This window comes from Pseudomonas sp. Larv2_ips (assembly GCF_963879675.1).
Lineage (GTDB): Bacteria > Pseudomonadota > Gammaproteobacteria > Pseudomonadales > Pseudomonadaceae > Aquipseudomonas.
This window is the reverse complement of sequence record NZ_CAWOAW010000027.1, coordinates 1,123,451-1,144,970: the sequence shown is the minus strand read 5'-3', so window position 1 is coordinate 1,144,970 and position 21,520 is coordinate 1,123,451. Positions and strand designations below refer to the sequence as shown.

The window sequence follows — 21,520 nt, the reverse complement described above, 5'->3', positions numbered from 1 at the left end:
CCATAAAGGTGGGAGCTGGCTTGCCTGCGATGGCGGTGGGTCAGGCGGCCTGGTTGGTGCAGATACACCGCCTTCGCGAGCAAGCCCGCTCCCACATTTGGATTGCGCTGGGTGTGTAGATTTTGGTCTGTCACCCATAAAGGTGGGAGCTGGCTTGCCTGCGATGGCGGTGGGTCAGGCGGCTTGGTTGGGGCAGATACACCGCCTTCGCGGGCAAGCCCGCTCCCACATTTGGATTGAGGTGGGTGCGGAGATTTTGGTCTGCCGCTCATTAATGTGGGAGCTGGCTTGCCTGCGATGGCGGTGGGTGAGGCGGCTTGGTTGTTACTGATACACCGCCTTCGCGAGCAAGCCCGCTCTCACATTTGGATTGAGGTGGGTGCGGAGATTTTGGTCTGTCACCCATAAAGGTGGGAGTTGGCTTGCCTGCGATGGCGGTGGGTCGGGCGGCTTGGTTGTTACTGATACACCGCCCTCGCGAGCAAGCCCGCTCCCACATTTGGATTGGGGTGGGTGCGGAATTTTGCGCAGTCGTACAGTAAGTGTGGGAGCAGGCTTCAGCCTTGGGCGAAATCGCGCAGTGCGTCGCCTTCCATGCGGTAACGCACCCATTCTTCCTGCGGTTGCGCGCCGATGGACTTGTAGAAGGCGATCGCCGGCTCGTTCCAGTCCAGCACGCTCCATTCGAAACGTCCGCAGCCGTTGTCGCAGGCAATTTTTGCCAGGTGGCGCAGCAATTTCTTGCCCGCCCCGCCGCCGCGCTGTTCGGGGTTGATGTAGAGGTCTTCGAGGTACAGGCAATTGCTGCCCAACCATGTGGAATAGCTGAAAAAGAACACCGCAAAGCCAATCGGCAGGCCGTCCCGCGAGCAGATCAGGCCATGGGCGGTGGCGCCCTCGCTGAACAGGCTGCGCTCGATATCCGCCACACTGGCGATCACTTCATGCCGGGCCTTTTCGTATTCGGCAAGCTCGGTGATGAAGGTCAGGATCTGCGCAGCATCGCTGGGCACGGCAGGGCGAATCTCGATGGTCATGGGCGGGCCTTGGGCAATGTTAAAGGCCACATACTAAGGCGCTTTCATGACTGATTGCAGCGCATTTTCGTGAAGGCCGGGGCGCGTTACTTCATCGGATGCTAAAGCAAGCACCACCAAGCACAGAACAATCGGTCGCAGCGTGCGTGGTAAAAGTTGGCCACAACTCCAACTATTCCAAGGCTTACCCCATGCACGCCACTGCACCTGCGACAAAGCAAGGCGCGACGCTCTTCGCCCTGTTCTGCCTGGCCAGCTTCCTGTTGTCGCTGTCCTACGGCTCGACGTTTCTGCTGTCACTGCTGATCCACTCTCGCGGTGGCAACGAGCATGATGCGGGCAGTGTGATCTCCGCGGCGATGCTCAGTACCTTTGTGGCCGTGGTGTTTTCCGGGCACCTGGCCGACGCGGTCGGGGCCGCGCGGGCTATTGCGGCGATGGGCGTGTTGCTGGTGGTGGCCTGCCTGGGCTTTGCCCTGACGCCGGGGTTCGGCCAAGGCTTGATGGTGTTCGGGCTGGCCCTTGGCTTGGGTTGGGGCGTGTTCTACACCTTGGGCCCGATCATCGTGAGCCTGCTGGTGGAGCCCCAGCAGCGAGCCAAATACTTTGCCCTGCTGTCGGGCAGCATGTTGAGCGGGATCGGCGCCGGCCCGTTGCTCGGTCGAGCCGCCAGTGCGCTGGACCTGCCCCTGACGACGGCCTTCTATATTGCCGGGTTGGCCAGCGTTGCCGGGGTGCTGATGTTCTGGCGCATGGGCGCCCGCCTCAAACAGCACGCGAATGTGCCGGCCGCAAGGATTTCCTGGGCCGCCAGCCGTCGCGTGCTGTCATCCCAGGCCGGGTTCGCAATCCTCATGGTCGGCCTGGGAGGGTGTGTGTTTGGCGGGCTTTCGTCGTTTCAAACCAGCTACGCGGCCGCGCATGGCTTGGACTACTCGCTGTTCTTCGCCGGGTTTCTGAGTGCTGCGATCACCAGCCGTCTGTTGATCGCAGGCCACGTGGTCAAACGCGATGCCTACCGGGCGGCGTGTGTGTTGTCCGGGATCATGCTCGGGTCGGTCGTGCTGTTTGCAGTGGGCGTGAGCGCAAACCTCAGTTACTTGCTGGCCGCTGCCACGCTGGGCGTGGGTTACGGCCTGACGTATTCGGTGATCAACGGGCTGGTGGCCAACGAAGCACCGCCCGGCACCACGTCCCAGGCATTGCTGCTGTTCAGCCTGGCGTACTTTGTCGGTGTGTTCGGGTTTCCCTGGCTGGCCGGCAGGATCATCGTCGATTACGGCCTGCCGACATTGCTGGCAATTGTCGTGGGTGTGGCGTCGTTGAATTGGCTGATCACAGTGGCGCGGCTGGTGTGGCGCAAAGCCTCTGCACACAAAATCTTACAGGTGAGCTAAGACCGTTCGTCGCCATCAAGGCACGAACCGCCAGCGGGGGCGGACCAATAAAGGGTAAGGACATTAATCATATGGAGACACCCCATGAAGAATTCCAAGTTTGCCGCCCTCGCCCTCACCGGCCTGCTGTCTGCCGCATCGCTTAACGCCTTTGCCGCCACTTCCTCGACCGGCAAGACCGACCCGGTCGGCAACCCGCCAAGCCCTGCTACCCAGGAATCCCAGGATTCGATGGGCACCGGCCTGGACACCAATGGCGGCGCGATCATCGACAACGGCGCTGGCGCTGACCCTCGCACCAAGGGCAACGACACTCAACGCCAGGCACCGGCTGCGGTCGGCAACGGCAAAATGGGCCCTGGCATCAGCAATGAGCCAAAGGTCAATAAAGGCGACGACTCGAACATCCCTGGCGCCCCAAAACAACCTGCGCCTTGAAGCATCCATAACGACACCGACACCCGATCATTCCCAGTGAAGAGGTACGCATGAACGTCGATAGAAACCTTGAAAAAGAAGTCCTCACCCGCCTGCTGCACGCCCACCCGAACGGTCTGGGCAAGGAGGTGCTGGATAACTACCGCGGCGGGAAGGAGGTTGCCAGTGTCTTGGCGTTCCTGCAGGACCGTGGATTTATCAAGGATGGGCATGTGACCACCAACGACGCCGGTGAATACTCGTTGAACCTGCCGATCAAGTTGACCGCGTCAGGCGTTGACGAGGCGCGCAAGCTGGAAGGCGAAAGCACCCAGTAATCCATTTTGTCTGGTCTGGCCCTGGCAACAGGGCCAGTTGGAGTATCGCAATGCCTCTTGGAAGCAAAGCTAAATACACCGCCGCACAGAAGCGCAAAGCCGCCCGTATCGAACACAGTTACGAGCACAAAGGCGTGTCCAAGGAAGAAGCCGAAGCCCGCGCCTGGGCCACCGTCAACAAGCAGTCCGGCGGCGGTGACAAAGCCGGCGGTTCGGGCCAACGCAAAGCGCCGCAGAAAAAAGCCGAGGCACGCAGTGATTCGGCCAAGCGAGCTGCCGCCAGCCGCGAGGGTCACCCTCGCACCGGTCGCACTTCGCTGGCGACGCAGACCAAGGAAAGCCTGCTGAAGGAAGCGCGGGCGAAGGATATTCCGGGCAGGTCGAGCATGCGCAAGGATGAGCTGATCGAAGCGCTGCGCAAGGCTGGCTGACGCCGGCCTTGCCGACACACCAAACCCAATGTGGGAGCGGGCTTGCTCGCGAATACGGTAGAACAGTCACTCAACCTATCGACTGTTCCACAACATTCGCGAGCAAGCCCGTTCCCACATTTTGTTTTGCGTCGCACACCCAAAATCAGCGGTGAGCCGATACCAGCAGCATCATGGGGCGCTCTTGTTCTTCGGCCAATGCTGGCCGAGCAATGAGGTCCGCTTCGCTTGGCCCCCACTCCTCCACGTGACTGAGGGTGAACCCCGCCTGAATCATAAGAGTAAGCAACGTGCCCAGCGTACGGTGCTGCTTGATTACGCCTTCGGCCAACCAGTGGGTCACCCGCGGCCCTTCCAACTGATAGCCATCCACCGGCCAGCTTTTGCGGCCTTGATCATCGACCAGCCACCCCGGGTTGCGGGGTGCCATGAAGATCGGGTGCTCGATGGAAAACACCAGTCGGCCACCGGGCACCAGGGCGTGGTGAATACGCTCGAACAGCCCCTTCAGATCGACGATGTAATGAAAAGCCAGCGAGCTGTAGGCCAGATCGAACGAGGCAGCAGGCAGGTCGAGTTGTTCCAGGTCGGCGATGGCATAGGTAATGGTCGTCGCAGAGGTCATCTGTTTGGCCCGCGCCAGCATCTTTTGCGACACGTCCAACCCCAGCACATGAGCCGCGCCCTGCTCCTGCGCCCAGCGGCTGAACCAGCCATAGCCACAGCCCAGGTCAACTGCATTCAAACCAGCCATCGGCGGCAACATTGCCTGTAAGGCAGGCCACTCCGGCGCGCCAGCCAGGCCTTCGACCGAGCGGCCCATTTTGCTGTAGCCCTCGAAGAAGGCTGGCGTGTCGTAGATATTCTGGGTCATGGCGTCGCTCCGTGCTGAGTGGCGCCTATTGTGCCAACAAGGCATCCACTTCGGCAGCCCCGGGTGAGGTTGCCGGCCCCCAGCGCGTGACCGCCAACGCGGCGGCCGCATTGGCGCGGCGTGCCGCGTCAGCCGGCTCCAAACCCTGGGCCAACCCCGCAAGAAACACCCCGGCATGTGCATCGCCCGCGCCGTTACTGTCCACGGCGGTCACCTTGAAGCCGGGCACATGCCTGGCCTCGCCTTGAAGACTGACCCAGCACCCGTTCGGCCCATCGCGCACCACCAGCAACGCGTCGGCAGGCAAGTGCCGTTCGAGTTCGAGCAATGCCTTGGCCAGGGTGTCGGCGCCGGTAAACGCCAGGGCTTCAGGGCCGTTGCTGGTCCAGATGTCGATGCGCGGCAACAAGGCGACCATCAGCGCCGAGTCCGGGGCCTTGACCAGCGGCCCCGGGTCGAACACCACGGTGATGTCACGCGGCAGCGCCAGCAGCCATTCGAGCAATGCCTGGGCCTTGCCTTCGAGCAACAGGCTGTAGCCGCTGACGTATACGTAATCGTCCGCGCGCGGCACGACGTTCGCCAAGTCCTCGGCGCTCAAATCCCCTTCTGCGCCGATATGCGAAATGAAGGTGCGTTCGGTGGTGGCTTCGGTCAGCGACACGCATAAACCGGTGTCCTTGCCGTCGCTGGTCGACTGAGCCATCTCTACGCCCTCGGCTTGCATGGCCGCGCGCGCCAGGTCGCCGAAGCGGCCCTTGCCATGGCGACCGAGGTAAACCACCGGCAGACCATTGCGCCGGGCGGCGGCCATCACGTTGAAACCGCCGCCGGCTTCGAAGCTGGCAGACCGCGCCAGCACGTCGCCGCCGGTTGCAGGCAAGGTGTCGAGGGCCATGACCAGGTCGACGATGACCTGGCCGGTGTGCAGCAATCTAGACATTGGGGCTCTCTACTAAAGCCGGACGACGGTCAGCTGCGCCGCCCAGTACTGCGTAAATTCCGCCGGCCACCAGGAAGGTGACGATCCAGCCCAGCCCGTTGTGACCCAGCCACGAGTCGGACAGCGGCCCGGCGAACCAGATGTTTTCGGCTGTGGTGCCGATGGTGGTGAAGCTGAAGCCCAGCACGATGGCCACGGCCCAGGCGCCGAATGCACGCCATTCCACGCCGCCGCGATACCAGTAGGCACTGCTTGGGCTTACGTCCAGCAAGTCTTTGGGGCTGTAGTAGTGGCGATGAAGCAAGTCGACCACGAAGATCCCGACCCACGCCGTAATCGGCACCGCCAGCAGCGAGATGAACGTGATGAACGGGCCGTAGAAACTGTCGGCAATCAGCATGAAGTAGATCGAACCGGCGAAGATCGCGACGATGTCGACGATCACCGCGTGCACGCGCTTGACCTTCAAGCCCAGGGTCAAGGTGGTCAGGCCCGCCGAGTACACCGACAGGTTGTTGGACAGCAGCAGCCCGCCAAACGCGGTGATCAGGTACGGCACGGCCATCCAGGTGGGCAGCATGTCGCGGATCGCGATGATCGGGTCAGTGGCCGAGGCCAGATCATTGTTGCCCACCGACAGCAAGCCACCGAGGGTAATCAGCAACACCAGCGGAATCCCCGCACCAAACGCGGCGGAGGCCACCAGGCGCACGGCCTTGACGCTGCGGTGCTGGTAGCGCGACATGTCGGCGCCGGCGTTGGCCCAGCCGATACCGGTACCGGCGGCCATGGTGCCGACGCCGATGATCATCGCGCTCAGCGGCGCCGGCGTGGCGTTGAACACCGCACTCCAGTCGATGGTGGCGCAGAGGAAGCCGCCCACCAGGATATTCAAGGCGCCAAATACATAGGTGGCCCACTTCTGGATCACCAGCAAGGTCGCGTGGCCGAGGCCGGAGACGGACAGGGTCAGCAGCACGAAAATGGCAATGAAGATCAGTGTCAGCACGGGCGCGCTTTTCGCTTCGACCGGCGAGTGAAACAGGATCGAACACAACGACAGCAACACGAATGCCGCGGTGGTGGTGTTGACGGTTTCCCAGCCCAGTCGCGACATCAGCGACACAAGGGTCGGGCCGATATTGCCGCGCACGCCAAAGATCGCCCGGGACAGCGTCAGGCTCGGCGCACGCCCGCGGCGGCCGGCAATCGAGATGATGCCCACCACGGCGAAAGAGCCGGCGGCGCCGAGGATTGCAACGATGATCGCCTGCCAGATCGCCAGGCCACGGAACGCCACGAGGGTCGCGCCCAGCGGCAAACCGAGAATGCTGATGTTGGCCGCGAACCACACCCAGAACAGTTGCAGCGGATGACCGTTGCACTCGCCTTCAGGGACCGGTTCGATACCGCGTGTTTCCAATTGCCCGGCACTTTGGCCGGTAGAAGGGGTGCTCATGAGGGGTGCTCCTGGTGCCTGTATTGTTGTGGTTGTGGCAGATACTCAAGGTGAATCGACTCTCGGTCTTCCTGACTCTGCGAGTTCAATGGGGGAGCGGGCTTGCTCGCGAAAGCGGTGGGACAGTCAACTGATGTGCCACCTGATACACCGCTTTCGCGAGCAAGCCCGCTCCCACCTGTTTGCCTGCTGCGCTTATCGAATTTGCAGCAGCCCCTGCACCAGCGGCTGCAAGTCCAGGCCATTGACCTGCTTGACCTGTTCAATCATCACCGGCGGCCAGCACTGCATGCCCAGACACGCGCCCAACATCGCGCCGAGCATCGCGGCGATGGTGTCGGTGTCGCCGCCAAGGCTGGCGGCCAGGCACACGGCTTCCAAAGCACTCATCGCGCCCACCGCCACTTGCTGCGCGAGGGCAAACGACACCACCACCGACTCCTGGGAGGCCACGGAGGTACCAATCAGTTCGTAAAGCAGGTCGGCAAACAGGGCGTTGTCGCCGCTGCCGACGCTCAAGGTGCGCGCCCAGCTGATGCGCGTGGAAATACGCCCACCGGCAATCCAGTGACCATGGTTTTCCGCCTGCTGGGCGATCTGCGTGCCGATGTTGAGCGCTTCGCCCAGGTCCACGCCGTTGATGCCGGCCGAGACCACCGCTGCAACAGCAGCCGCGCTGGAGATGCCCAACGTGGTGTTGTGGGTGACCTGGCAGGCCTGGATCACCGCCTGGATGAACGGCGCCGGGTCGCTGACATCGGCGGCGATCCCCACGGGCGTGATCCGCATGGCGGCGCCGTTGGTGGTGCCAAAGCGCCCGGATTCTTCCGGGGTGTGGCCGGCGAGGATCATGTCGATGGCGCGCTTGGTCGATGGCCCGAGCAAATCCTGGGAGCCCTTGGCACGCATCGCCGCCTCCCAGTCGATCAAGCGCTGGGCGAGCACGGTCGGTTCGATCTTGCCGTTTCCTTCAACCAGCAACTCGCCGACCAGGATCGCCTGTTCAGTGTCATCGGTAATCGAACCGGCCGGCATGTTTGGCGCAATCGGTTGGTCGGCATCGGCGTCTTCCAAACCCGTGATGGCACCGAAGCGCTGTTGCACCTGTTCGCGGCTCAAGGACTGGGTGGGCATGCCCAATGCGTCCCCCAATGCCAGGCCGTAGAAGGCGCCGAGGGCGCGGTTTTGCGGGGTCATTTTGACGCTCCAAACTGCAGGTGCAGGCGAAAGTGCAGAGGGTCGAGCAAACTTTCGACGTACTCCATGAAGCGCTCGCGGCGGTCGTAGGTGGTGCGCGAGGCCTTGAGAAACACCGTGCCGGCGGGGCGGCCAAGCAACTCGGCGTCTTCGTCGCTGAGGGGCTCGGCGCCGATCCATTGGTCACCTTCGGCGCCAACGTAGCCGTAGGCGGCCAGGGTGATGGTCAGGGAATTGTCGATCAGGCCGACGCGGGGCAGGCCTTCCAGGCCACCAGAGGCGGGCATCAGCGAGCGCTCCAGCGACACCGCCGTGCCATCGGTGGTACGCCGGCGACGGTCGAGGGCGATGAATTGGTCGCTGCCGAAACGGCTGAGCAGGTCGGGGCGGGTCACGGCTTCCAGGCGCAGGATGTCGGTGGTGACCAGCGCCCCCGTGTCCGCCAGGGCCTGGGCCCAGCCGCTGCGTTGGTCGAGCACCATGCCGTCAAAGGTGACGATGGAGCCGACGCCGCTCTGGGTGGCGATGTAGTTGCGGCGTTTGAGCTCAGCCAGGGCTTCGCGCAACGTGCCACGGCTGACCGCGAACTCTTCGGCCAACTGGTGCTCGCCTGGCAGCAGGAAACCGTCGGCCATGACGCCCGCCTCGATACGGCGGATAAGCTCGTCGACGACGCGTTTTTTCTTATCAAATCGGACATGTCTAATCATGTACAAATTGATAACCGATAGCGCCCGATTACAGCAAGCGAATTATTTCAGGCAGATGAAAAAGCTGGCCTCAGGGCTCCAGGCCAATGCGGAAAAACTCCCCGGCGCTCCACACGCCAAGCCAGTTCTGACCGTTGATCGGACGGCTCACCGCCAACTCGACCAGTTGGTAAAAAACATTGCGATGCACGAGGGCTTCGAGGTTGGTGCGCACACGCAAATAGGGCGTGGGCTCCTGGGTGACGGGGTCGATTTCGACGCGCAGCGGGTGTTCGAGGCTGGCCTCGATTTGCTCGTCGACGTTGGTGGTGAAGTGCAGCACCTGGCTTTCGCCCTGCCCTTGCACCTCAAGGGTTACCGCCACAAACGGTGCGTCATCGACGGTGATGCCGACCTTCTCCACCGGCGTCACCAGAAAATAATCATCACCGTCGCGGCGAATGATGTTGGAGAACAACTTGACCATCGGCTTGCGCCCGATCGGCGTGCCCTGGTAGAACCAGGTGCCATCGCGGGCGATGCGCATGTCGATGTTGCCGCAGAAATCCGGATTCCACAGGTGCACCGGTGCCGGCCCCTTGCCTTTGGGCAGTTGAGCCAACAGGTCATTGGCCTTGGCGGAATCGGACATGCAGTTCTCCTTGAGTTTTTACTGATCCCCCATGCCCAGCAGGCCGCGGGCGTACTGCGCCAGGGGGCGGGCAATCAGATCTTCTGGCTTGTTGTCGTGAAACGTCAGTAAACCGCCACGACTGCGAATACGTGCAGTATCAATCAAATACTGGGTGCTGGTCTCGATCAACATGATCTGGATGACGCCGCTGTCCAGCCCGACGCGGTCCAGCGCCTGTTGATCCGTCCATTCATCGGCATTGCCGATGCGGTCATCGGCTGCAGCGAAGCGGCAATACAACAGGTAATGCGCACCCGCCCCACGGGCTTCGGCCATCGCCTGTTCCAGGCCTTCTGGCTTGCGCGCGCGGCGCACCATCGGGAAGTATTCGACAAAACCGTTGAAGGCTTCTTCGGCCACCACGTTAGGTCGCGGATAAGCGCTGCCCGGCGGCACAAACGCACCTTGGGCGATAAAGACAAAAGAGTCCGGCTGTATGCGAATCGACGCAGTGCGGCGGGTATCACTGTGGTCCAGCAAGCCGGCGTCGCTCATCTGATAGCGGGTGCCTTCGGCCATATCGCTGACGGTCATGCAACCACTCAGCGTCAACGACGCCAGCAACAAAACCAGACTACGCATCCTAATCCTCCAAAAGCCGGTGACGGAAAACCGGCGAATGGGCGTGAGATGCAGAATCCGCGCCATTCAGCAGCGGGGAAAATGAAATGTGGGAAGAGCGTGTGTCGCTAGCCGCCGATGATCTTCATGATGGTGGCACCGCCGGAGAAGGCCACTTCCTGTTTGTCGCCCAGGGCTTTCATCAGCAGGCCTTGCAAGGCTGGCAGCGCCTGATGGCGCGGCAGGTCGAGCAGGTCGCCGACGTAATGACGGTTGCTCGACGACAGGCAGCCATGCAGCCACCCGGTAGACGACAAACGCAGACGCGAACACGTACGGCAAAACGGCACGCTTTCATTGGCGATAACACCAAAAAAGCCCTGGCCCGGCACCTCGTAGCGCACCGCGGTAGCGTCTACTGGCGCGTTGGCTTGCAGGTATTCGTGATGTTCACCGATCAGGCTGAGCAGTTGCTGCAGGCTGACGAATTGCTGCAGAAACGCGTTGGAATCCTTGGCCAGATGGCCCATGCGCATCAGTTCGATAAAGCGCAGCTCGTAGCCACGCTCAAGGCAATAGTCGAGCAGCGGCATCACCTGGTCCAGGTTCTGCCCGCGCAACGGCACCATGTTCACTTTGATCTTGATCCCCGCGGCGCGGGCCTGGTCCATGCCATCAAGCACGGTGGCCAAGTCGCCGCCACGGGCGATGCTGCGGAAGGCGTCGGCGTCCAGGGTGTCGAGGGAAACGTTGATGCGGCGAATGCCGGCCTCCACCAGCAATGGCAGTTTGCGCGCCAGCAATTGGCCGTTGGTGGTCAGGCTGATATCACTGAGGCCCATTCCGCCGACCGCGCTCATGAAGGCTTCCAGCTTGGGGCTCACCAGCGGTTCGCCGCCCGTGATGCGCAGGCGGTCGATACCCGCCGCTTCAATCAGGTACGCCACCCCACGGGCCATCGCCTCGGCCGAGAGTTCGTCCTGGGCAGCCACTAGCCGCTTGCCATTAGGCACGCAGTAGGTACACGCGTAGTTGCAGGCTGAGGTCAGGCTGATTCGCAAGTTGCGAAATCGCCTGCCTTGACGATCAACGATCATGGATCACTCCGGCAGAGGATGATTCGGGCGCGCTAAAAGCTGACTTATAAATCAACTTTTAGCAAGGTCCTTGCCTGAGTATATTCCTGGGGTACTGCAACTGGCAGTAAATCATTGCGCCATCACTGTCGGGAATAGCTCAAGCAGCGGGGGTTTCACCGCTCTTAGGCTCAGCGCCCGGCAGTTCAGAGCTGTGCTTGCGTTTGTTGCCCATGCGCACGCCGATGTCCATCAGGAACTGGAAGAAACCTTCCTGATCTTCCAGCACGTTGCTCCAGAACGGCGAGTGGTACAGCGCCACGGCGCCGTGCACCAACGCCCAGGCGGCGCAGTAGTGGAAATAAGGCGGCACATCTTCAAGCTTGCCTTCGCTGATACGACCTTTGATCAGCAGGGTCAGGCGCTCAAAGTTCGAGGCGCGAATCTTGTGCAGCTCCTCGACCATTTCCGGGACCTGATTGCCCTTGACCACTTTCTCTTCGAGCCGATCGAACAGACGGTAGCGCTGCGGATCACGCATGCGGAACTCGAAATAGGCGCGGGACAAGGCTTCCTTGTCTTTGTCAACATCGGCCGAGTGCAGCAGCTCGTTCAAGTCGCGCTCGTAGTCGAGCATCAGGCGCAGGTAGATCTCGGCCTTTGACTTGAAGTGCTTGTAGATCGTGCCTTTGCCGATACCCACGGCATCCGCAATCATCTCGACGGTGACGCTGTCTTCACCTTGTTCGAGGAACAGCTTGAGTGCAGTGTCGAGAATTTCCTGCTCACGGCGGCGAAACTCACGGACCTTACGGGGTTCTTTTTGCATGAGGGAGAAGTCTGCAGAGGTCAAAGTGGGAGGGTTGCGCAGGGCCAGTGATACGTGGCGATACGATTTACCCAGTGCGAGGGATTATCCCGACTGAACAGTCGTTGGGCAACGCCTATGTGAACCCGTTATGCACTTAACTTTCAGCGCGCCAACGTTTTCGCCGTTATCAGTCAGAAACAATACGCAATATTGACACCCGTGCACCTGCGCAATGAGAACTCAAGCGAAGCGCGCGTATTCCAAATCTGTTTAAAAAACGATCAGATGCGACTGGACTGAATGGGATCCTGATCAATACTTGAACTGTCGGCGTGGCATCTCCCCCAAGTGACGCGTCGACCTGGGTACCGACGGACTGTGTACCCTTGTTTACTCCTAATGGTCTTAGCCCGGATTCACCCCCCAGAACCCGGGTTTTTTTTGCCTGCAATTTGGCCCCATCAGCCGGCGACGTGGGCCAGCGGGAACAGGCGCTTGAAGTTTTCGGTGGTCTGCTCGGCGAAGCGTTCGTACGACTCACCCCGCAGCATTGCCAGGTAATCCGCCACATCGCGCACGTATTCCGGCAGGTTCGGCTTGCCACGATGGGGGATGGGCGCCAGATACGGCGAATCGGTTTCCACCAGCAGGCGATCGGCCGGCACTTGGCGCGCCACATCGCGCAGGGCGTCGGCATTGCGGAAGGTGACGATGCCCGACAGGGAAATATAAAAGCCCAGGTCCAGTGCGGCCTTGGCCATGTCCCAGTCTTCGGTGAAGCAATGCAGCACGCCGGCCTGGGGCAACGCAGCCTCGCGCAGCAGCGTCAGGGTGTCTGCGCGGGCGCCACGGGTGTGAACGATCACCGGCTTGCCGGTTTGCCGGGCGGCCTGCAGGTGCAGGCGGAACGACGCCTGCTGCAACTCAGCGGCCTCGGGTTCGTAGTGGTAATCCAGGCCGGTTTCGCCAATCGCCACCACGCGTGGGTGATTGAGTTCGCCCAGCAGCCAATCGAGGGCGGGGGCTTCGCCGGGCTTGAGGTCCAGCGGGTGGATGCCCACCGAACAATCGACATCGGCGTAACGATCAGCCAGCGCTTTGACGTCGGCGGCATTTTCAGCGCTGACACCAATGCACAGGAAGTGCCCTACTCCACGCTGGCGCGCAGCTTCAAGGGCAGCGTCGAGGGAGCCACCATGTTGGGCAAGGTCGAGGCGATCAAGGTGGCAATGGGAATCTACGAGCATAGGAATTTACAACTTGAGTCACGGAAAGTGTCTGGCCGACGATACACCCGTCGGCCGCGGAAATTAACGCCGGCCGAGCAAGCCGACCCACTGCACCAGCAGTGCTTCGAGTAACAGCACGCGGTTGAGGTTGGCTTTGCCGAGCACCTTCTGGCGCTGGGCCAGAATCCAGTCCTGGATATTCAGCACCTTGTCCTGCGCGCTTTTCTGCGCCAGGTACTGCACCACTTTGCGCATGTCCGGCAGGCCCAGGCCGGTTTCATCCTGGGTCAACTGGTAGCGCAGGATGAGGCTCGACCAGTCACAGAACCAGTCGAACAGCAGCAATAACGGAATATCCTTCCAGGCGCTTTCGGCCAGTTGCGTCGCGGACAGCTCCTGCTTGAGCAGCTTCTTCACGCCATCGACCACCAGTGCACGTTGCTCACGCACGCCCTGGGCGTGCAGCTTGACGGCCGCCAAGGGAGAACCCGCGGCCAGGGTCAGCAACTCGACGCGTTCGTCTTCGCCGCACTCGGGCAGCGCCTGCGCCAGCCACTGCAGGCTCATCGCTTCACTCGGCAGTGGACAGGCCTGCTGCACACAACGACTGCGAATGGTCGGCAACAGGCGGCTGGACTGGTGACTCACCAGCAACAGCACCGTATCGCCCGACGGCTCTTCCAGGCTCTTGAGCAAGGCGTTGGCGGCGTTGATGTTCATCGCCTCCACCGGCTCGATCAGCACCACTTTGCGCCCGCCCATCTGCGCGGTCTGCACCACGAAGCTGACGAGGTCACGCACCTGGTCGACCTTGATCGCCTTGTCGGCTTCCTCAGGCTCCAGCAGGTAATTGTCGGGGTGGCTGCCGGCTTTGAGCAGCAGGCAGGATTTGCACTCACCGCAAGCCTCCAGATTGACCGGGCGCTGGCATAACAGGCTGGCCATCAAGCGCTCGGCCAACGCACGCTTGCCGATGCCCGCTGGCCCATGCAGCAAATAGGCGTGCGCATGCTGGGCACGCCCGGCCAGTTGCTGCCAGAGGCTGTCCTGCCACGGATAGGCCTCAGCCACGGGCGCGCTCCAGCAGCGTCGGCACCAAGGCGTCGATGGCTTGCTGTACCTGCGTCAGCGGCTGAGCCGCGTCCAGCAGGTGGTAGCGCGCGGGCTCCGCCTTGGCGCGTAGCAGGAATGCACTGCGCACCGCATCGAAAAACACGTGGCCTTCGAGCTCGAAACGGTCCAGACGACCCCGGGCACTGGCGCGGGCCATTCCCACCTCCACCGGCAGATCGAACAGCAGGGTCAGGTCCGGACGCAAATCGCCCTGAACGAAAGTTTCCAACGTAGCGATACGCGCCAGGCACAAGCCGCGCCCGCCGCCCTGGTAGGCGTAGGTCGAATCGGTAAAACGGTCGCAAATCACCACTGCGCCACGCGCGAGGGCTGGGCGAATCACCTCGGCCAGATGCTGAGCGCGTGCAGCAAACACCAGCAGCAGCTCGGTGTCCGCGTTCATCGGTTCTTCACCCGGGGCCAGCAATACTTCACGGATGCGCTCGGCGAGTGGCGTGCCGCCGGGCTCGCGGGTCAATACCACCTCGATGCCCTCCGAGCGCAGGCGTTCGGCCAGGTAATCGCGGTTGGTGCTTTTGCCGGCGCCTTCCGGGCCTTCCAGGGTAATAAACAAGCCAGTCACAGGCAGTCCTTAGTCAGAGTCATTGCGGGCTTTGCGGCGTGGCGGTATCCGGCGCAGCCTCGACAGGCTTTTCAACCGGCGCTTCAATCGGCGTATCGGCAGGTGGCGCCGCGTCTTCCAGCGGTTTCACCGCCGGCGCGGGGCTGGAACGGTAATCGGCACGGCGCTTGAGCTGAAACTCGCGCACGGCGGCATTATGCGCATCCAGGTCATCGGAGAAAATATGGCTGCCATCGCCACGGGCGACGAAATACAGGCTGCTGCCCGGCACCGGGTTCAACGCAGCATGAATCGCCTCGCGGCCGACCATCGCGATCGGTGTCGGCGGCAGGCCGGCAATCAGGTAGGTGTTGTAAGGGTTGGCTTCCTTGAGATGCGCACGGGTCAACTTGCCGTTGTAGCGCTCGCCCAGGCCGTAAATCACTGTCGGGTCGGTTTGCAGCAGCATGCCGATCTTCATGCGCCGCACGAACACACCGGCGATTTGCCCGCGCTCTTCCGGCACGCCGGTCTCCTTCTCGACCAGCGAAGCCATGATCAGCGCTTGGTAAGGGTCGGTGTAGGGCGCATCGGCAGCGCGTTTGCTCCACTCCTGGGCCAGTACATCATCCAGACGGTTATAGGCTTTTTTGAGGAACTCGACGTCGGTCATGCCGCGCACGAAGCGGTAAGTGTCAGGAAAGAACCGCCCTTCGGGGAATACGCCGGGGTGACCCAGCTTGTCCATCACTTCACTGTCACTCAGGCCCGACAGGGTCTGCACGATCTTTTCATGCTTGGCCAGGGCCGAACGCACCTGACGGAAGTTCCAGCCTTCGACCAGTGTCAGGCTGTATTGCACCACTTCGCCGCGCTGCCACAGGCCGATCAAGCCTTCGGCGGTGAGGCCTGGAGTCATGCGGTATTCGCCGCTGTGCAATGGCTGGCCGTCGAGGTTGAAGCGCCAGTACAGGCGCAACCAGAAAGCATCATCCAGCACGCCCTCGGCTTCGAGGCGATTGAAGGTGCCCGTCGGGGTCGACCCGGCAGGCACATCGAGCAATTGTTCCTGGGTCAGATTCAGGGGCTGCTTCAGGGCAGAATCGAGCTTCCAGGCCGAGAAGCCCAGCAGCAAGCCTGCCGAGACCAGGCCGATCTGCAGCAGTAAAACCAGTTTTCGTATCAACTCAAATATCCAATAGCGCGCGAACAATGCCCTGCAGTTTACGGGTGAGCGGCCCAACCGACCAGCTCATCGCAGCGCAACTGCGCACCGGCCAAATGCCATAAACGCTGTTGCACACGAAGACTTCATCGGCCTGCTGTAACTGCTCAAGGCTGATGTCGGCCACGGCCAGCGGGATACCCAGTGCGTGCGCCTGGGCCAGAATCTCGGCGCGCATGACCCCGGCAACGCCACAACGATTCAGATCAGCGGTCAGTAACACGCCATTGCGCACCACGAACAGGTTGCTGAACACGCCCTCGATAACGCGACCAGACATATCCAGCATTAAGCCTTCGGCATGCTCGGCATCCTGCCACTCGGCGCGGGCGATCACTTGTTCCAGACGATTAAGGTGCTTGAGCCCGGCAAGCAACGGCTGCTCCGCCAAACGGGTAGCGCACGCAAACAGGCGGATGCCGTCGGTTGCGTGAGCGTGGGGATAGGTAGCGGGCGGATTGCCCTGCAAGATACGGCGCACCGGGGCGCCTGGGTTGATGCCATAACCGCGCTGGCTGTCGCCGCGGGTGAGGATCAACTTGAGCACTGCGTCGCCAAGAGCGGCGGCGTAAGCCAAGACTTCATTGCGGATCAGTGCGTGATCCGTGATCAACGCAAGGCGCCGGCAACCGTCCTCAAGGCGTTGCAGGTGGCGGTCGAGCAGCACGGGCTGCCCGGCCTTGACGGCGATGGTTTCAAACAGCCCATCACCGTACGCCAGGCCGCGATCTTTCAGGGGCACGCTGTCCGCTGGCTGACCGTCGACCCAGCTGTGCATCACTCGGCGAACCGGCGGAACACCAGGGAGCCGTTGGTGCCACCAAACCCGAAGGAGTTGGAGATCACCACGTCAATTGGCATCGGCTGGGCTTCGTGAGGCACGAAGTTCAGGTCGCAGCCTTCGTCCGGCTCATCAAGGTTGATGGTCGGCGGAGCGACCTGATCCTTGATGGCCATCACGCTGAAAATCGCCTCGACCGCGCCCGCCGCACCCAACAGGTGGCCGGTCATGGACTTGGTGGAGCTGACCGCCAGCTTGTAGGCGTGCTCGCCAAACACCGACTTGATGGCTTCGGCTTCCGCCAGGTCGCCGGCCGGGGTCGAGGTGCCGTGGGCATTGATGTACTGCACCTGGTCGGGATTCACCTTCGCGTCGCGCAACGCGTTGGTGATGCAACGCGCAGCGCCGGCACCGTCAGACGGTGGCGACGTCATGTGATACGCATCGCCGCTCATGCCAAAGCCGATCAGCTCGGCGTAGATGGTGGCGCCACGCGCTTTAGCGTGCTCCAACTCTTCCAGTACCAGGGCACCGGCGCCGTCAGACAGTACAAAACCGTCACGGCCCTTGTCCCACGGACGGCTGGCACGGGTCGGTTCGTCATTGCGCGTGGAAAGCGCACGGGACGCGCCGAAGCCGCCCATGCCCAGTCCGCAGGCGGCCATCTCGGCGCCACCGGCGATCATCACGTCCGCCTCGTCATAGGCGATGTTGCGCGCCGCCATGCCGATGCAGTGAGTGCCCGTGGTGCACGCCGTAGCAATGGCGTAGTTAGGCCCCTGCGCACCCAAGTGGATGGACAGGAAACCGGAAATCATATTGATGATCGAGCCCGGTACGAAGAATGGTGAAATTCGACGGGGGCCGGAATCGTGCAGCGTGCGGCTGGTTTCTTCGATATTGGTCAAACCGCCAATACCCGAACCCATGGCCACGCCGATGCGGTCACGGTTGGCGTCGGTGACTTCCAGGCCGGCGTTACGCACCGCCTGAAAACCGGCTGCCAGGCCGTACTGAATGAACAGGTCGAGTTTGCGGGACTCTTTGATCGAGAGATATTCCTCGACATTGAAGCCCTTTACCGAGCCGCCAAAACGGGTGGAATAGGCAGAAAGGTCCGTGTGCTCTATCAGACCGATACCACTGTGGCCAGCCAGAATGCCCTGCCAACTGCTTGGCACATCCGTACCCAGTGGCGACAACATACCCATACCGGTGACTACGACGCGTCTACGCGACACAGCACTCTCCTTTTTTCTTGATGGCGACACTTCGCTTCAGCACGCATTTTATCAGCGCTGAAGTTTCATCAGAGCTAAAGAAAAAACCGCACGCCGTTACAGCAGTGCGGTTTTTCCCTAACAGCAAGCGACGACTACAAACTATTACGCCTGGTGGGCAGTAACGTAGTCGATAGCAGCTTGAACAGTAGTGATTTTTTCAGCTTCTTCGTCCGGGATTTCGGTCTCGAATTCCTCTTCCAGAGCCATCACCAGCTCAACGGTGTCAAGGGAGTCGGCACCCAGGTCTTCAACGAAGGAAGCGGAATTGGTCACTTCTTCTTCTTTAACGCCCAGTTGCTCGGCAACGATTTTCTTGACGCGCTCTTCGATGGTGCTCATACCTTGTTTTCACTCCTAATGGACAAATTCAGGCAGCTGGCCAGTGGGTAAGTGTATAGAAAGCCATTTCAGCTTTTCAACTGAAAGCTTCACCCTGTACCCGGTCGGCCACCAGCCTATAAATTAAGTTGCAGCTTTATAACGGATTTTAGACAGCTCGTATGACATTTTTTGAAGCGATCCGTCACAATTTAACTCATGTACATCCCGCCGTTCACCGGGATTGTAGCCCCAGTCACGTATGCCGCACCGTCGGATGCCAGGAAAGTGACCACATTTGCGATCTCTTGAGCCTGGCCCAGACGGCCCAGCGGAATCTGCGTCAGCAACGCTTCACGCTGTGCTTCCGGCAGTTCGCGGGTCATATCGGTGTCGATGAACCCAGGGGCCACCGAGTTGACCGTAATCGACCGCGAACCGACTTCACGCGCCAATGCACGGCTGAAACCTTCCAGACCGGCTTTGGCCGCCGCGTAGTTTACTTGGCCTGCGTTGCCCATGGCACCCACTACGGAGCCAATATTGATAATTCGGCCCCAACGCGCCTTGGTCATGCCACGCAAAACACCCTTGGACAGGCGAAACAGACTGTTCAAGTTGGTATCGACCACGTCGTACCACTCGTCGTCTTTCATGCGCATCATCAGGTTGTCGCGGGTGATACCGGCGTTGTTCACCAGAATAGCCGGTGCGCCAAATTGTGCAGTGATTTGAGCCAGCACAGCGGCAACCGACTCATCGTTGGTCACGTTCAGCTCAAGGCCAGTGCCCTGAACGCCGTTTTCCTTCAAGGTGGCGGCGATACGCTCGGCACCCGAGGCGGATGTCGCGGTGCCGATGACTACGGCGCCCTGACGGCCCAGTTCCAGGGCGATCGCCTGGCCAATGCCACGGCTCGCGCCGGTAACCAGTGCAACTTTACCTTGCAGACTCATGCAAGCTTCTCCTAAGTTCGGGGATCAGGGATTCAGGCCAGTGCCGCGCGGGCGGCAGCGAAGGCATCCGGGGTATTGAGGTTGGCAGTCGAGACGCCCTCGGCGCAGCGCTTGTTCAGGCCAGCCAGGACTTTGCCCGGGCCGCACTCGACAAGCTCGGTGGCACCTTTGGCCGCCAGGGTCTGAACCGACTCAACCCAGCGCACAGGCTTGTAGAGTTGCTCCAGCAGGTCGCGCTTGAGGGTCTCGAGGTCGGCGGCAACGGCCGCACTGACGTTCTGCACCAGCGGAATCTGCGGCGCCTGCCAGTTGATGGCGGCGATGGACTCGGCAAACCGCTCGGCAGCCGGGCGCATCAGCTCACAGTGGGACGGCACGCTGACCGGCAATGGCAAGGCGCGCTTGGCGCCTCGGGCCTTGCAACCCTCGATGGCACGTTCAACGGCAGCCTTGGCACCGGCGATCACCACCTGGCCAGGGGAATTGAAGTTCACTGCGCTGACGACCTCGCCCTCGGCCGCTTCGGCACAGGCTTGGATCACCACGGCGTCGTCCAGACCCAGGATAGCGGCCATGCCGCCCTGTCCGGCCGGAACGGCTTCTTGCATCAGTTGACCACGACGCTCGACCAACTTGACCGCTTCGCCCAGGGTCAGGCTGCCCGCCGCCACCAGGGCGCTGTATTCGCCCAGGCTGTGACCGGCCACGTAAGCCGGGCGCGCGCCGCCTTCAGCCAGCCAGAGGCGCCACAGCGCGATCGACGCGGTGAGGATCGCCGGCTGGGTTTTATCGGTTTGATTGAGTTGCTCTTCCGGCCCTTGCTGGGTCAGCGCCCACAGGTCGTAACCCAGGGCGTCGGAAGCTTCCTTGAAGGTGTCCAGGATCAACGGATGTTGCGCGCCCAGCTCGGCCAACATGCCGAGGGACTGCGAACCCTGCCCTGGAAAGACGAATGCGAGGGATGTAGACATGTAACAAGCCCCTAATGATCTGGTCGTCAAAAATGAACGCTCCCGATTTTGAGATGAATCCCCGGGTGGGAGCGCACGAAACTGACAGATTGGATGGTCAATTGAACTGGCCGGTCACATTTAAGCATTCCCGGGCCGATTCGCCTAAGGCAACAAGTCCTCAAGACGGCCGTGCAAACGTTGCGGCAGGTTTTCCTGGATCTCGATCAGCGCCCGCGCAATCGCACTTTGAAAACCTTGCACCCCCGCCGAGCCATGGCTTTTCACCACAATGCCCTGCAACCCCAGAAAGCTCGCACCGTTGTGCCGCGCCGGTGCCAGATCGGCCTGCAAGCGGCGCATCAACGGCAACGCCAGGGCGCCGACCATGCGCGAGGCCAGGTTCTGCTTGAACAAGGCCTCGATACGCGTAGCGATCATGGTTGCCAGGCCTTCGCTGGACTTGAGCAGGATATTGCCGACAAACCCGTCGCATACCACCACGTCGGCTTCGCCACGGTACACACCGTCACCTTCGACGAAGCCGATGTAGTTCACCCCTCGCGCATTTTGCAGCAAGGTGGCGGCGAGCTTGACCTGCTGATTGCCTTTGATGTCTTCAGTGCCGATATTCAGCAACGCCACCCGCGGCCGAGTCACGCCCAACGCCTCAGCGGCCACCGAGCCCATCACCGCGAACTGGAACAGGTGCTCGGCACTGCAATCGACGTTCGCGCCCAGGTCCAGCAACTGGCAGTAGCCTTCTTGCGTAGGGATGGCCGCGACCATCGCCGGGCGATCGATTCCGGGCAGTGTCTTGAGCACATGCCGCGACAACGCCATCAAGGCTCCGGTATTGCCGGCACTGACACAGGCTTGCACCTTGGTATCACGCAACAGCTCAAGGGCCACCCGCATCGAAGAGTCGGGCTTGCCACGCAGGGCTGCCGCCGGCTTGTCATCCATGCTGATGGTTTCGCTGGCTGGCGTAATCGTCAGGCGCGCGCGATCCACTGCCGGATGGCTGGCAATCAATTCTTCAAGAAGGGAGGGTTGACCGACGAGGGTCAGGTGCAGCGAGGGCGTAGCAGACAGGCTGGCAATGCAAGCCTGAACAATGCTGCGGGGACCGAAGTCCCCGCCCATTGCGTCAATCGCGATGACTTGAGCAGACAAGTG

24 protein-coding genes are annotated in these 21,520 nt (G+C 61.5%); 4 read left to right on the top strand and 20 right to left on the bottom strand.

Annotated elements, in window-relative coordinates; translation table 11 throughout:
- Nucleotides 1–557 precede the first annotated feature (557 nt).
- Entirely contained in the window at nucleotides 558–1,037 is a 480-nt protein-coding gene (locus AACV02_RS22150; RefSeq protein ID WP_119742815.1) for a GNAT family N-acetyltransferase, read from the bottom strand.
- Between the two features lie 191 nt (nucleotides 1,038–1,228).
- Between AACV02_RS22150 and AACV02_RS22145 the strand changes: the two genes are divergently transcribed.
- The 4 genes from AACV02_RS22145 to AACV02_RS22130 all read left to right on the top strand — a co-directional run bounded on the left by AACV02_RS22145 (nucleotide 1,229) and on the right by AACV02_RS22130 (nucleotide 3,620).
- The gene (locus tag AACV02_RS22145; protein ID WP_119742022.1) at nucleotides 1,229–2,434 is read left to right on the top strand and encodes an MFS transporter; all 1,206 of its coding nucleotides are present in this window, start codon (nucleotides 1,229–1,231) and stop codon (nucleotides 2,432–2,434) included.
- An 84-nt stretch (nucleotides 2,435–2,518) separates the two neighbouring features.
- Complete coding sequence (locus AACV02_RS22140; protein WP_119742020.1) at nucleotides 2,519–2,872, top strand: hypothetical protein; 354 nt, start codon at nucleotides 2,519–2,521, stop codon at nucleotides 2,870–2,872.
- 50 nt (nucleotides 2,873–2,922) lie between these two features.
- Nucleotides 2,923–3,189 (top strand): hypothetical protein, encoded by a 267-nt coding sequence (locus AACV02_RS22135; RefSeq protein ID WP_119742018.1) that lies wholly within the window; start codon nucleotides 2,923–2,925, stop codon nucleotides 3,187–3,189.
- 50 nt (nucleotides 3,190–3,239) lie between these two features.
- A complete protein-coding gene (locus AACV02_RS22130; RefSeq protein WP_119742016.1) occupies nucleotides 3,240–3,620 on the top strand; it encodes a Rho termination factor N-terminal domain-containing protein in 381 nt (126 codons plus the stop codon).
- Nucleotides 3,621–3,765: 145 nt separating this feature from the next.
- Here AACV02_RS22130 and AACV02_RS22125 read toward each other — a convergent pair whose 3' ends face one another.
- The 19 genes from AACV02_RS22125 to plsX form a co-directional block, all read right to left on the bottom strand.
- On the bottom strand, nucleotides 3,766–4,494 hold the full coding sequence (locus tag AACV02_RS22125) for a class I SAM-dependent methyltransferase (RefSeq protein WP_119742014.1): 729 nt from the start codon (nucleotides 4,492–4,494) through the stop codon (nucleotides 3,766–3,768).
- A gap of 25 nt (nucleotides 4,495–4,519) precedes the next feature.
- Nucleotides 4,520–5,437, bottom strand: a complete 918-nt coding sequence (locus AACV02_RS22120; protein WP_119742012.1) for a PfkB family carbohydrate kinase — start codon at nucleotides 5,435–5,437, stop codon at nucleotides 4,520–4,522.
- Entirely contained in the window at nucleotides 5,430–6,896 is a 1,467-nt protein-coding gene (locus AACV02_RS22115) for a purine-cytosine permease family protein (RefSeq protein ID WP_119742010.1), read from the bottom strand. Before AACV02_RS22115 ends, AACV02_RS22120 begins: the two co-directional genes overlap by 8 nt.
- A gap of 195 nt (nucleotides 6,897–7,091) precedes the next feature.
- The gene (locus AACV02_RS22110; protein ID WP_119742008.1) at nucleotides 7,092–8,093 is read right to left on the bottom strand and encodes an ADP-ribosylglycohydrolase family protein; all 1,002 of its coding nucleotides are present in this window, start codon (nucleotides 8,091–8,093) and stop codon (nucleotides 7,092–7,094) included.
- The gene (locus AACV02_RS22105; protein WP_106576167.1) at nucleotides 8,090–8,803 is read right to left on the bottom strand and encodes a GntR family transcriptional regulator; all 714 of its coding nucleotides are present in this window, start codon (nucleotides 8,801–8,803) and stop codon (nucleotides 8,090–8,092) included. Before AACV02_RS22105 ends, AACV02_RS22110 begins: the two co-directional genes overlap by 4 nt.
- A gap of 70 nt (nucleotides 8,804–8,873) precedes the next feature.
- Nucleotides 8,874–9,434, bottom strand: a complete 561-nt coding sequence (locus AACV02_RS22100; protein ID WP_119742005.1) for a DUF1285 domain-containing protein — start codon at nucleotides 9,432–9,434, stop codon at nucleotides 8,874–8,876.
- Nucleotides 9,435–9,452: 18 nt separating this feature from the next.
- Complete coding sequence (locus AACV02_RS22095) at nucleotides 9,453–10,058, bottom strand: DUF4823 domain-containing protein (protein WP_106576165.1); 606 nt, start codon at nucleotides 10,056–10,058, stop codon at nucleotides 9,453–9,455.
- 107 nt (nucleotides 10,059–10,165) lie between these two features.
- On the bottom strand, nucleotides 10,166–11,134 hold the full coding sequence (locus AACV02_RS22090; protein WP_119742003.1) for a GTP 3',8-cyclase MoaA: 969 nt from the start codon (nucleotides 11,132–11,134) through the stop codon (nucleotides 10,166–10,168).
- Between the two features lie 139 nt (nucleotides 11,135–11,273).
- Entirely contained in the window at nucleotides 11,274–11,942 is a 669-nt protein-coding gene (locus AACV02_RS22085; protein WP_119742001.1) for a TetR/AcrR family transcriptional regulator, read from the bottom strand.
- 443 nt (nucleotides 11,943–12,385) lie between these two features.
- Nucleotides 12,386–13,171: a TatD family hydrolase gene (locus AACV02_RS22080; RefSeq protein ID WP_119741999.1), complete on the bottom strand. Its 786-nt coding sequence runs from the start codon at nucleotides 13,169–13,171 to the stop codon at nucleotides 12,386–12,388.
- 63 nt (nucleotides 13,172–13,234) lie between these two features.
- Nucleotides 13,235–14,224 (bottom strand): DNA polymerase III subunit delta', encoded by a 990-nt coding sequence (locus AACV02_RS22075; protein ID WP_106576160.1) that lies wholly within the window; start codon nucleotides 14,222–14,224, stop codon nucleotides 13,235–13,237.
- Nucleotides 14,217–14,849 carry a dTMP kinase gene (tmk, locus tag AACV02_RS22070; protein WP_119741997.1) on the bottom strand — a complete coding sequence of 211 codons (633 nt, stop codon included), beginning with the start codon at nucleotides 14,847–14,849 and terminating at the stop codon, nucleotides 14,217–14,219. The genes AACV02_RS22075 and tmk overlap by 8 nt, the downstream gene beginning before the upstream one ends.
- A 19-nt stretch (nucleotides 14,850–14,868) precedes the next feature.
- Complete coding sequence (mltG, locus tag AACV02_RS22065) at nucleotides 14,869–16,014, bottom strand: endolytic transglycosylase MltG (RefSeq protein ID WP_119741995.1); 1,146 nt, start codon at nucleotides 16,012–16,014, stop codon at nucleotides 14,869–14,871.
- 1 nt (nucleotide 16,015) lies between these two features.
- The gene (gene pabC / locus AACV02_RS22060) at nucleotides 16,016–16,831 is read right to left on the bottom strand and encodes an aminodeoxychorismate lyase (protein WP_119741993.1); all 816 of its coding nucleotides are present in this window, start codon (nucleotides 16,829–16,831) and stop codon (nucleotides 16,016–16,018) included.
- Nucleotides 16,831–18,075 (bottom strand): beta-ketoacyl-ACP synthase II, encoded by a 1,245-nt coding sequence (fabF, locus tag AACV02_RS22055; RefSeq protein WP_106576156.1) that lies wholly within the window; start codon nucleotides 18,073–18,075, stop codon nucleotides 16,831–16,833. The genes pabC and fabF overlap by 1 nt, the downstream gene beginning before the upstream one ends.
- A gap of 144 nt (nucleotides 18,076–18,219) precedes the next feature.
- Nucleotides 18,220–18,456 (bottom strand): acyl carrier protein, encoded by a 237-nt coding sequence (gene acpP / locus AACV02_RS22050; protein WP_016973676.1) that lies wholly within the window; start codon nucleotides 18,454–18,456, stop codon nucleotides 18,220–18,222.
- A 191-nt stretch (nucleotides 18,457–18,647) separates the two neighbouring features.
- Nucleotides 18,648–19,391: a 3-oxoacyl-ACP reductase FabG gene (fabG, locus tag AACV02_RS22045; protein ID WP_106576155.1), complete on the bottom strand. Its 744-nt coding sequence runs from the start codon at nucleotides 19,389–19,391 to the stop codon at nucleotides 18,648–18,650.
- Nucleotides 19,392–19,423: 32 nt separating this feature from the next.
- Nucleotides 19,424–20,362: an ACP S-malonyltransferase gene (gene fabD / locus AACV02_RS22040; RefSeq protein ID WP_106576154.1), complete on the bottom strand. Its 939-nt coding sequence runs from the start codon at nucleotides 20,360–20,362 to the stop codon at nucleotides 19,424–19,426.
- Nucleotides 20,363–20,506: 144 nt separating this feature from the next.
- Nucleotides 20,507–21,517 (bottom strand): phosphate acyltransferase PlsX, encoded by a 1,011-nt coding sequence (gene plsX, locus AACV02_RS22035; protein WP_119741991.1) that lies wholly within the window; start codon nucleotides 21,515–21,517, stop codon nucleotides 20,507–20,509.
- Nucleotides 21,518–21,520 lie beyond the last annotated feature (3 nt).

Excerpts from the sequence above, each read along its gene's own strand:
- acpP (WP_016973676.1), bottom strand. The coding sequence starts at position 18,456 with ATGAGCACCATCGAAGAGCGCGTCAAGAAAATCGTTGCCGAGCAACTG.
- AACV02_RS22120 (WP_119742012.1), bottom strand. The coding sequence starts at position 5,437 with ATGTCTAGATTGCTGCACACCGGCCAGGTCATCGTCGACCTGGTCATG.
- AACV02_RS22090 (WP_119742003.1), bottom strand. The coding sequence starts at position 11,134 with ATGATCGTTGATCGTCAAGGCAGGCGATTTCGCAACTTGCGAATCAGC.
- AACV02_RS22130 (WP_119742016.1), top strand. The coding sequence starts at position 3,240 with ATGCCTCTTGGAAGCAAAGCTAAATACACCGCCGCACAGAAGCGCAAA.
- pabC (WP_119741993.1), bottom strand. The coding sequence starts at position 16,831 with ATGCACAGCTGGGTCGACGGTCAGCCAGCGGACAGCGTGCCCCTGAAA.
- AACV02_RS22115 (WP_119742010.1), bottom strand. The coding sequence starts at position 6,896 with ATGAGCACCCCTTCTACCGGCCAAAGTGCCGGGCAATTGGAAACACGC.
- AACV02_RS22105 (WP_106576167.1), bottom strand. The coding sequence starts at position 8,803 with ATGATTAGACATGTCCGATTTGATAAGAAAAAACGCGTCGTCGACGAG.
- AACV02_RS22135 (WP_119742018.1), top strand. The coding sequence starts at position 2,923 with ATGAACGTCGATAGAAACCTTGAAAAAGAAGTCCTCACCCGCCTGCTG.
- AACV02_RS22100 (WP_119742005.1), bottom strand. The coding sequence starts at position 9,434 with ATGTCCGATTCCGCCAAGGCCAATGACCTGTTGGCTCAACTGCCCAAA.
- AACV02_RS22145 (WP_119742022.1), top strand. The coding sequence starts at position 1,229 with ATGCACGCCACTGCACCTGCGACAAAGCAAGGCGCGACGCTCTTCGCC.
- fabG (WP_106576155.1), bottom strand. The coding sequence starts at position 19,391 with ATGAGTCTGCAAGGTAAAGTTGCACTGGTTACCGGCGCGAGCCGTGGC.
- AACV02_RS22125 (WP_119742014.1), bottom strand. The coding sequence starts at position 4,494 with ATGACCCAGAATATCTACGACACGCCAGCCTTCTTCGAGGGCTACAGC.
- fabD (WP_106576154.1), bottom strand. The coding sequence starts at position 20,362 with ATGTCTACATCCCTCGCATTCGTCTTTCCAGGGCAGGGTTCGCAGTCC.
- AACV02_RS22095 (WP_106576165.1), bottom strand. The coding sequence starts at position 10,058 with ATGCGTAGTCTGGTTTTGTTGCTGGCGTCGTTGACGCTGAGTGGTTGC.
- AACV02_RS22085 (WP_119742001.1), bottom strand. The coding sequence starts at position 11,942 with ATGCAAAAAGAACCCCGTAAGGTCCGTGAGTTTCGCCGCCGTGAGCAG.
- AACV02_RS22110 (WP_119742008.1), bottom strand. The coding sequence starts at position 8,093 with ATGACCCCGCAAAACCGCGCCCTCGGCGCCTTCTACGGCCTGGCATTG.
- AACV02_RS22140 (WP_119742020.1), top strand. The coding sequence starts at position 2,519 with ATGAAGAATTCCAAGTTTGCCGCCCTCGCCCTCACCGGCCTGCTGTCT.
- AACV02_RS22150 (WP_119742815.1), bottom strand. The coding sequence starts at position 1,037 with ATGACCATCGAGATTCGCCCTGCCGTGCCCAGCGATGCTGCGCAGATC.
- AACV02_RS22080 (WP_119741999.1), bottom strand. The coding sequence starts at position 13,171 with ATGCTCGTAGATTCCCATTGCCACCTTGATCGCCTCGACCTTGCCCAA.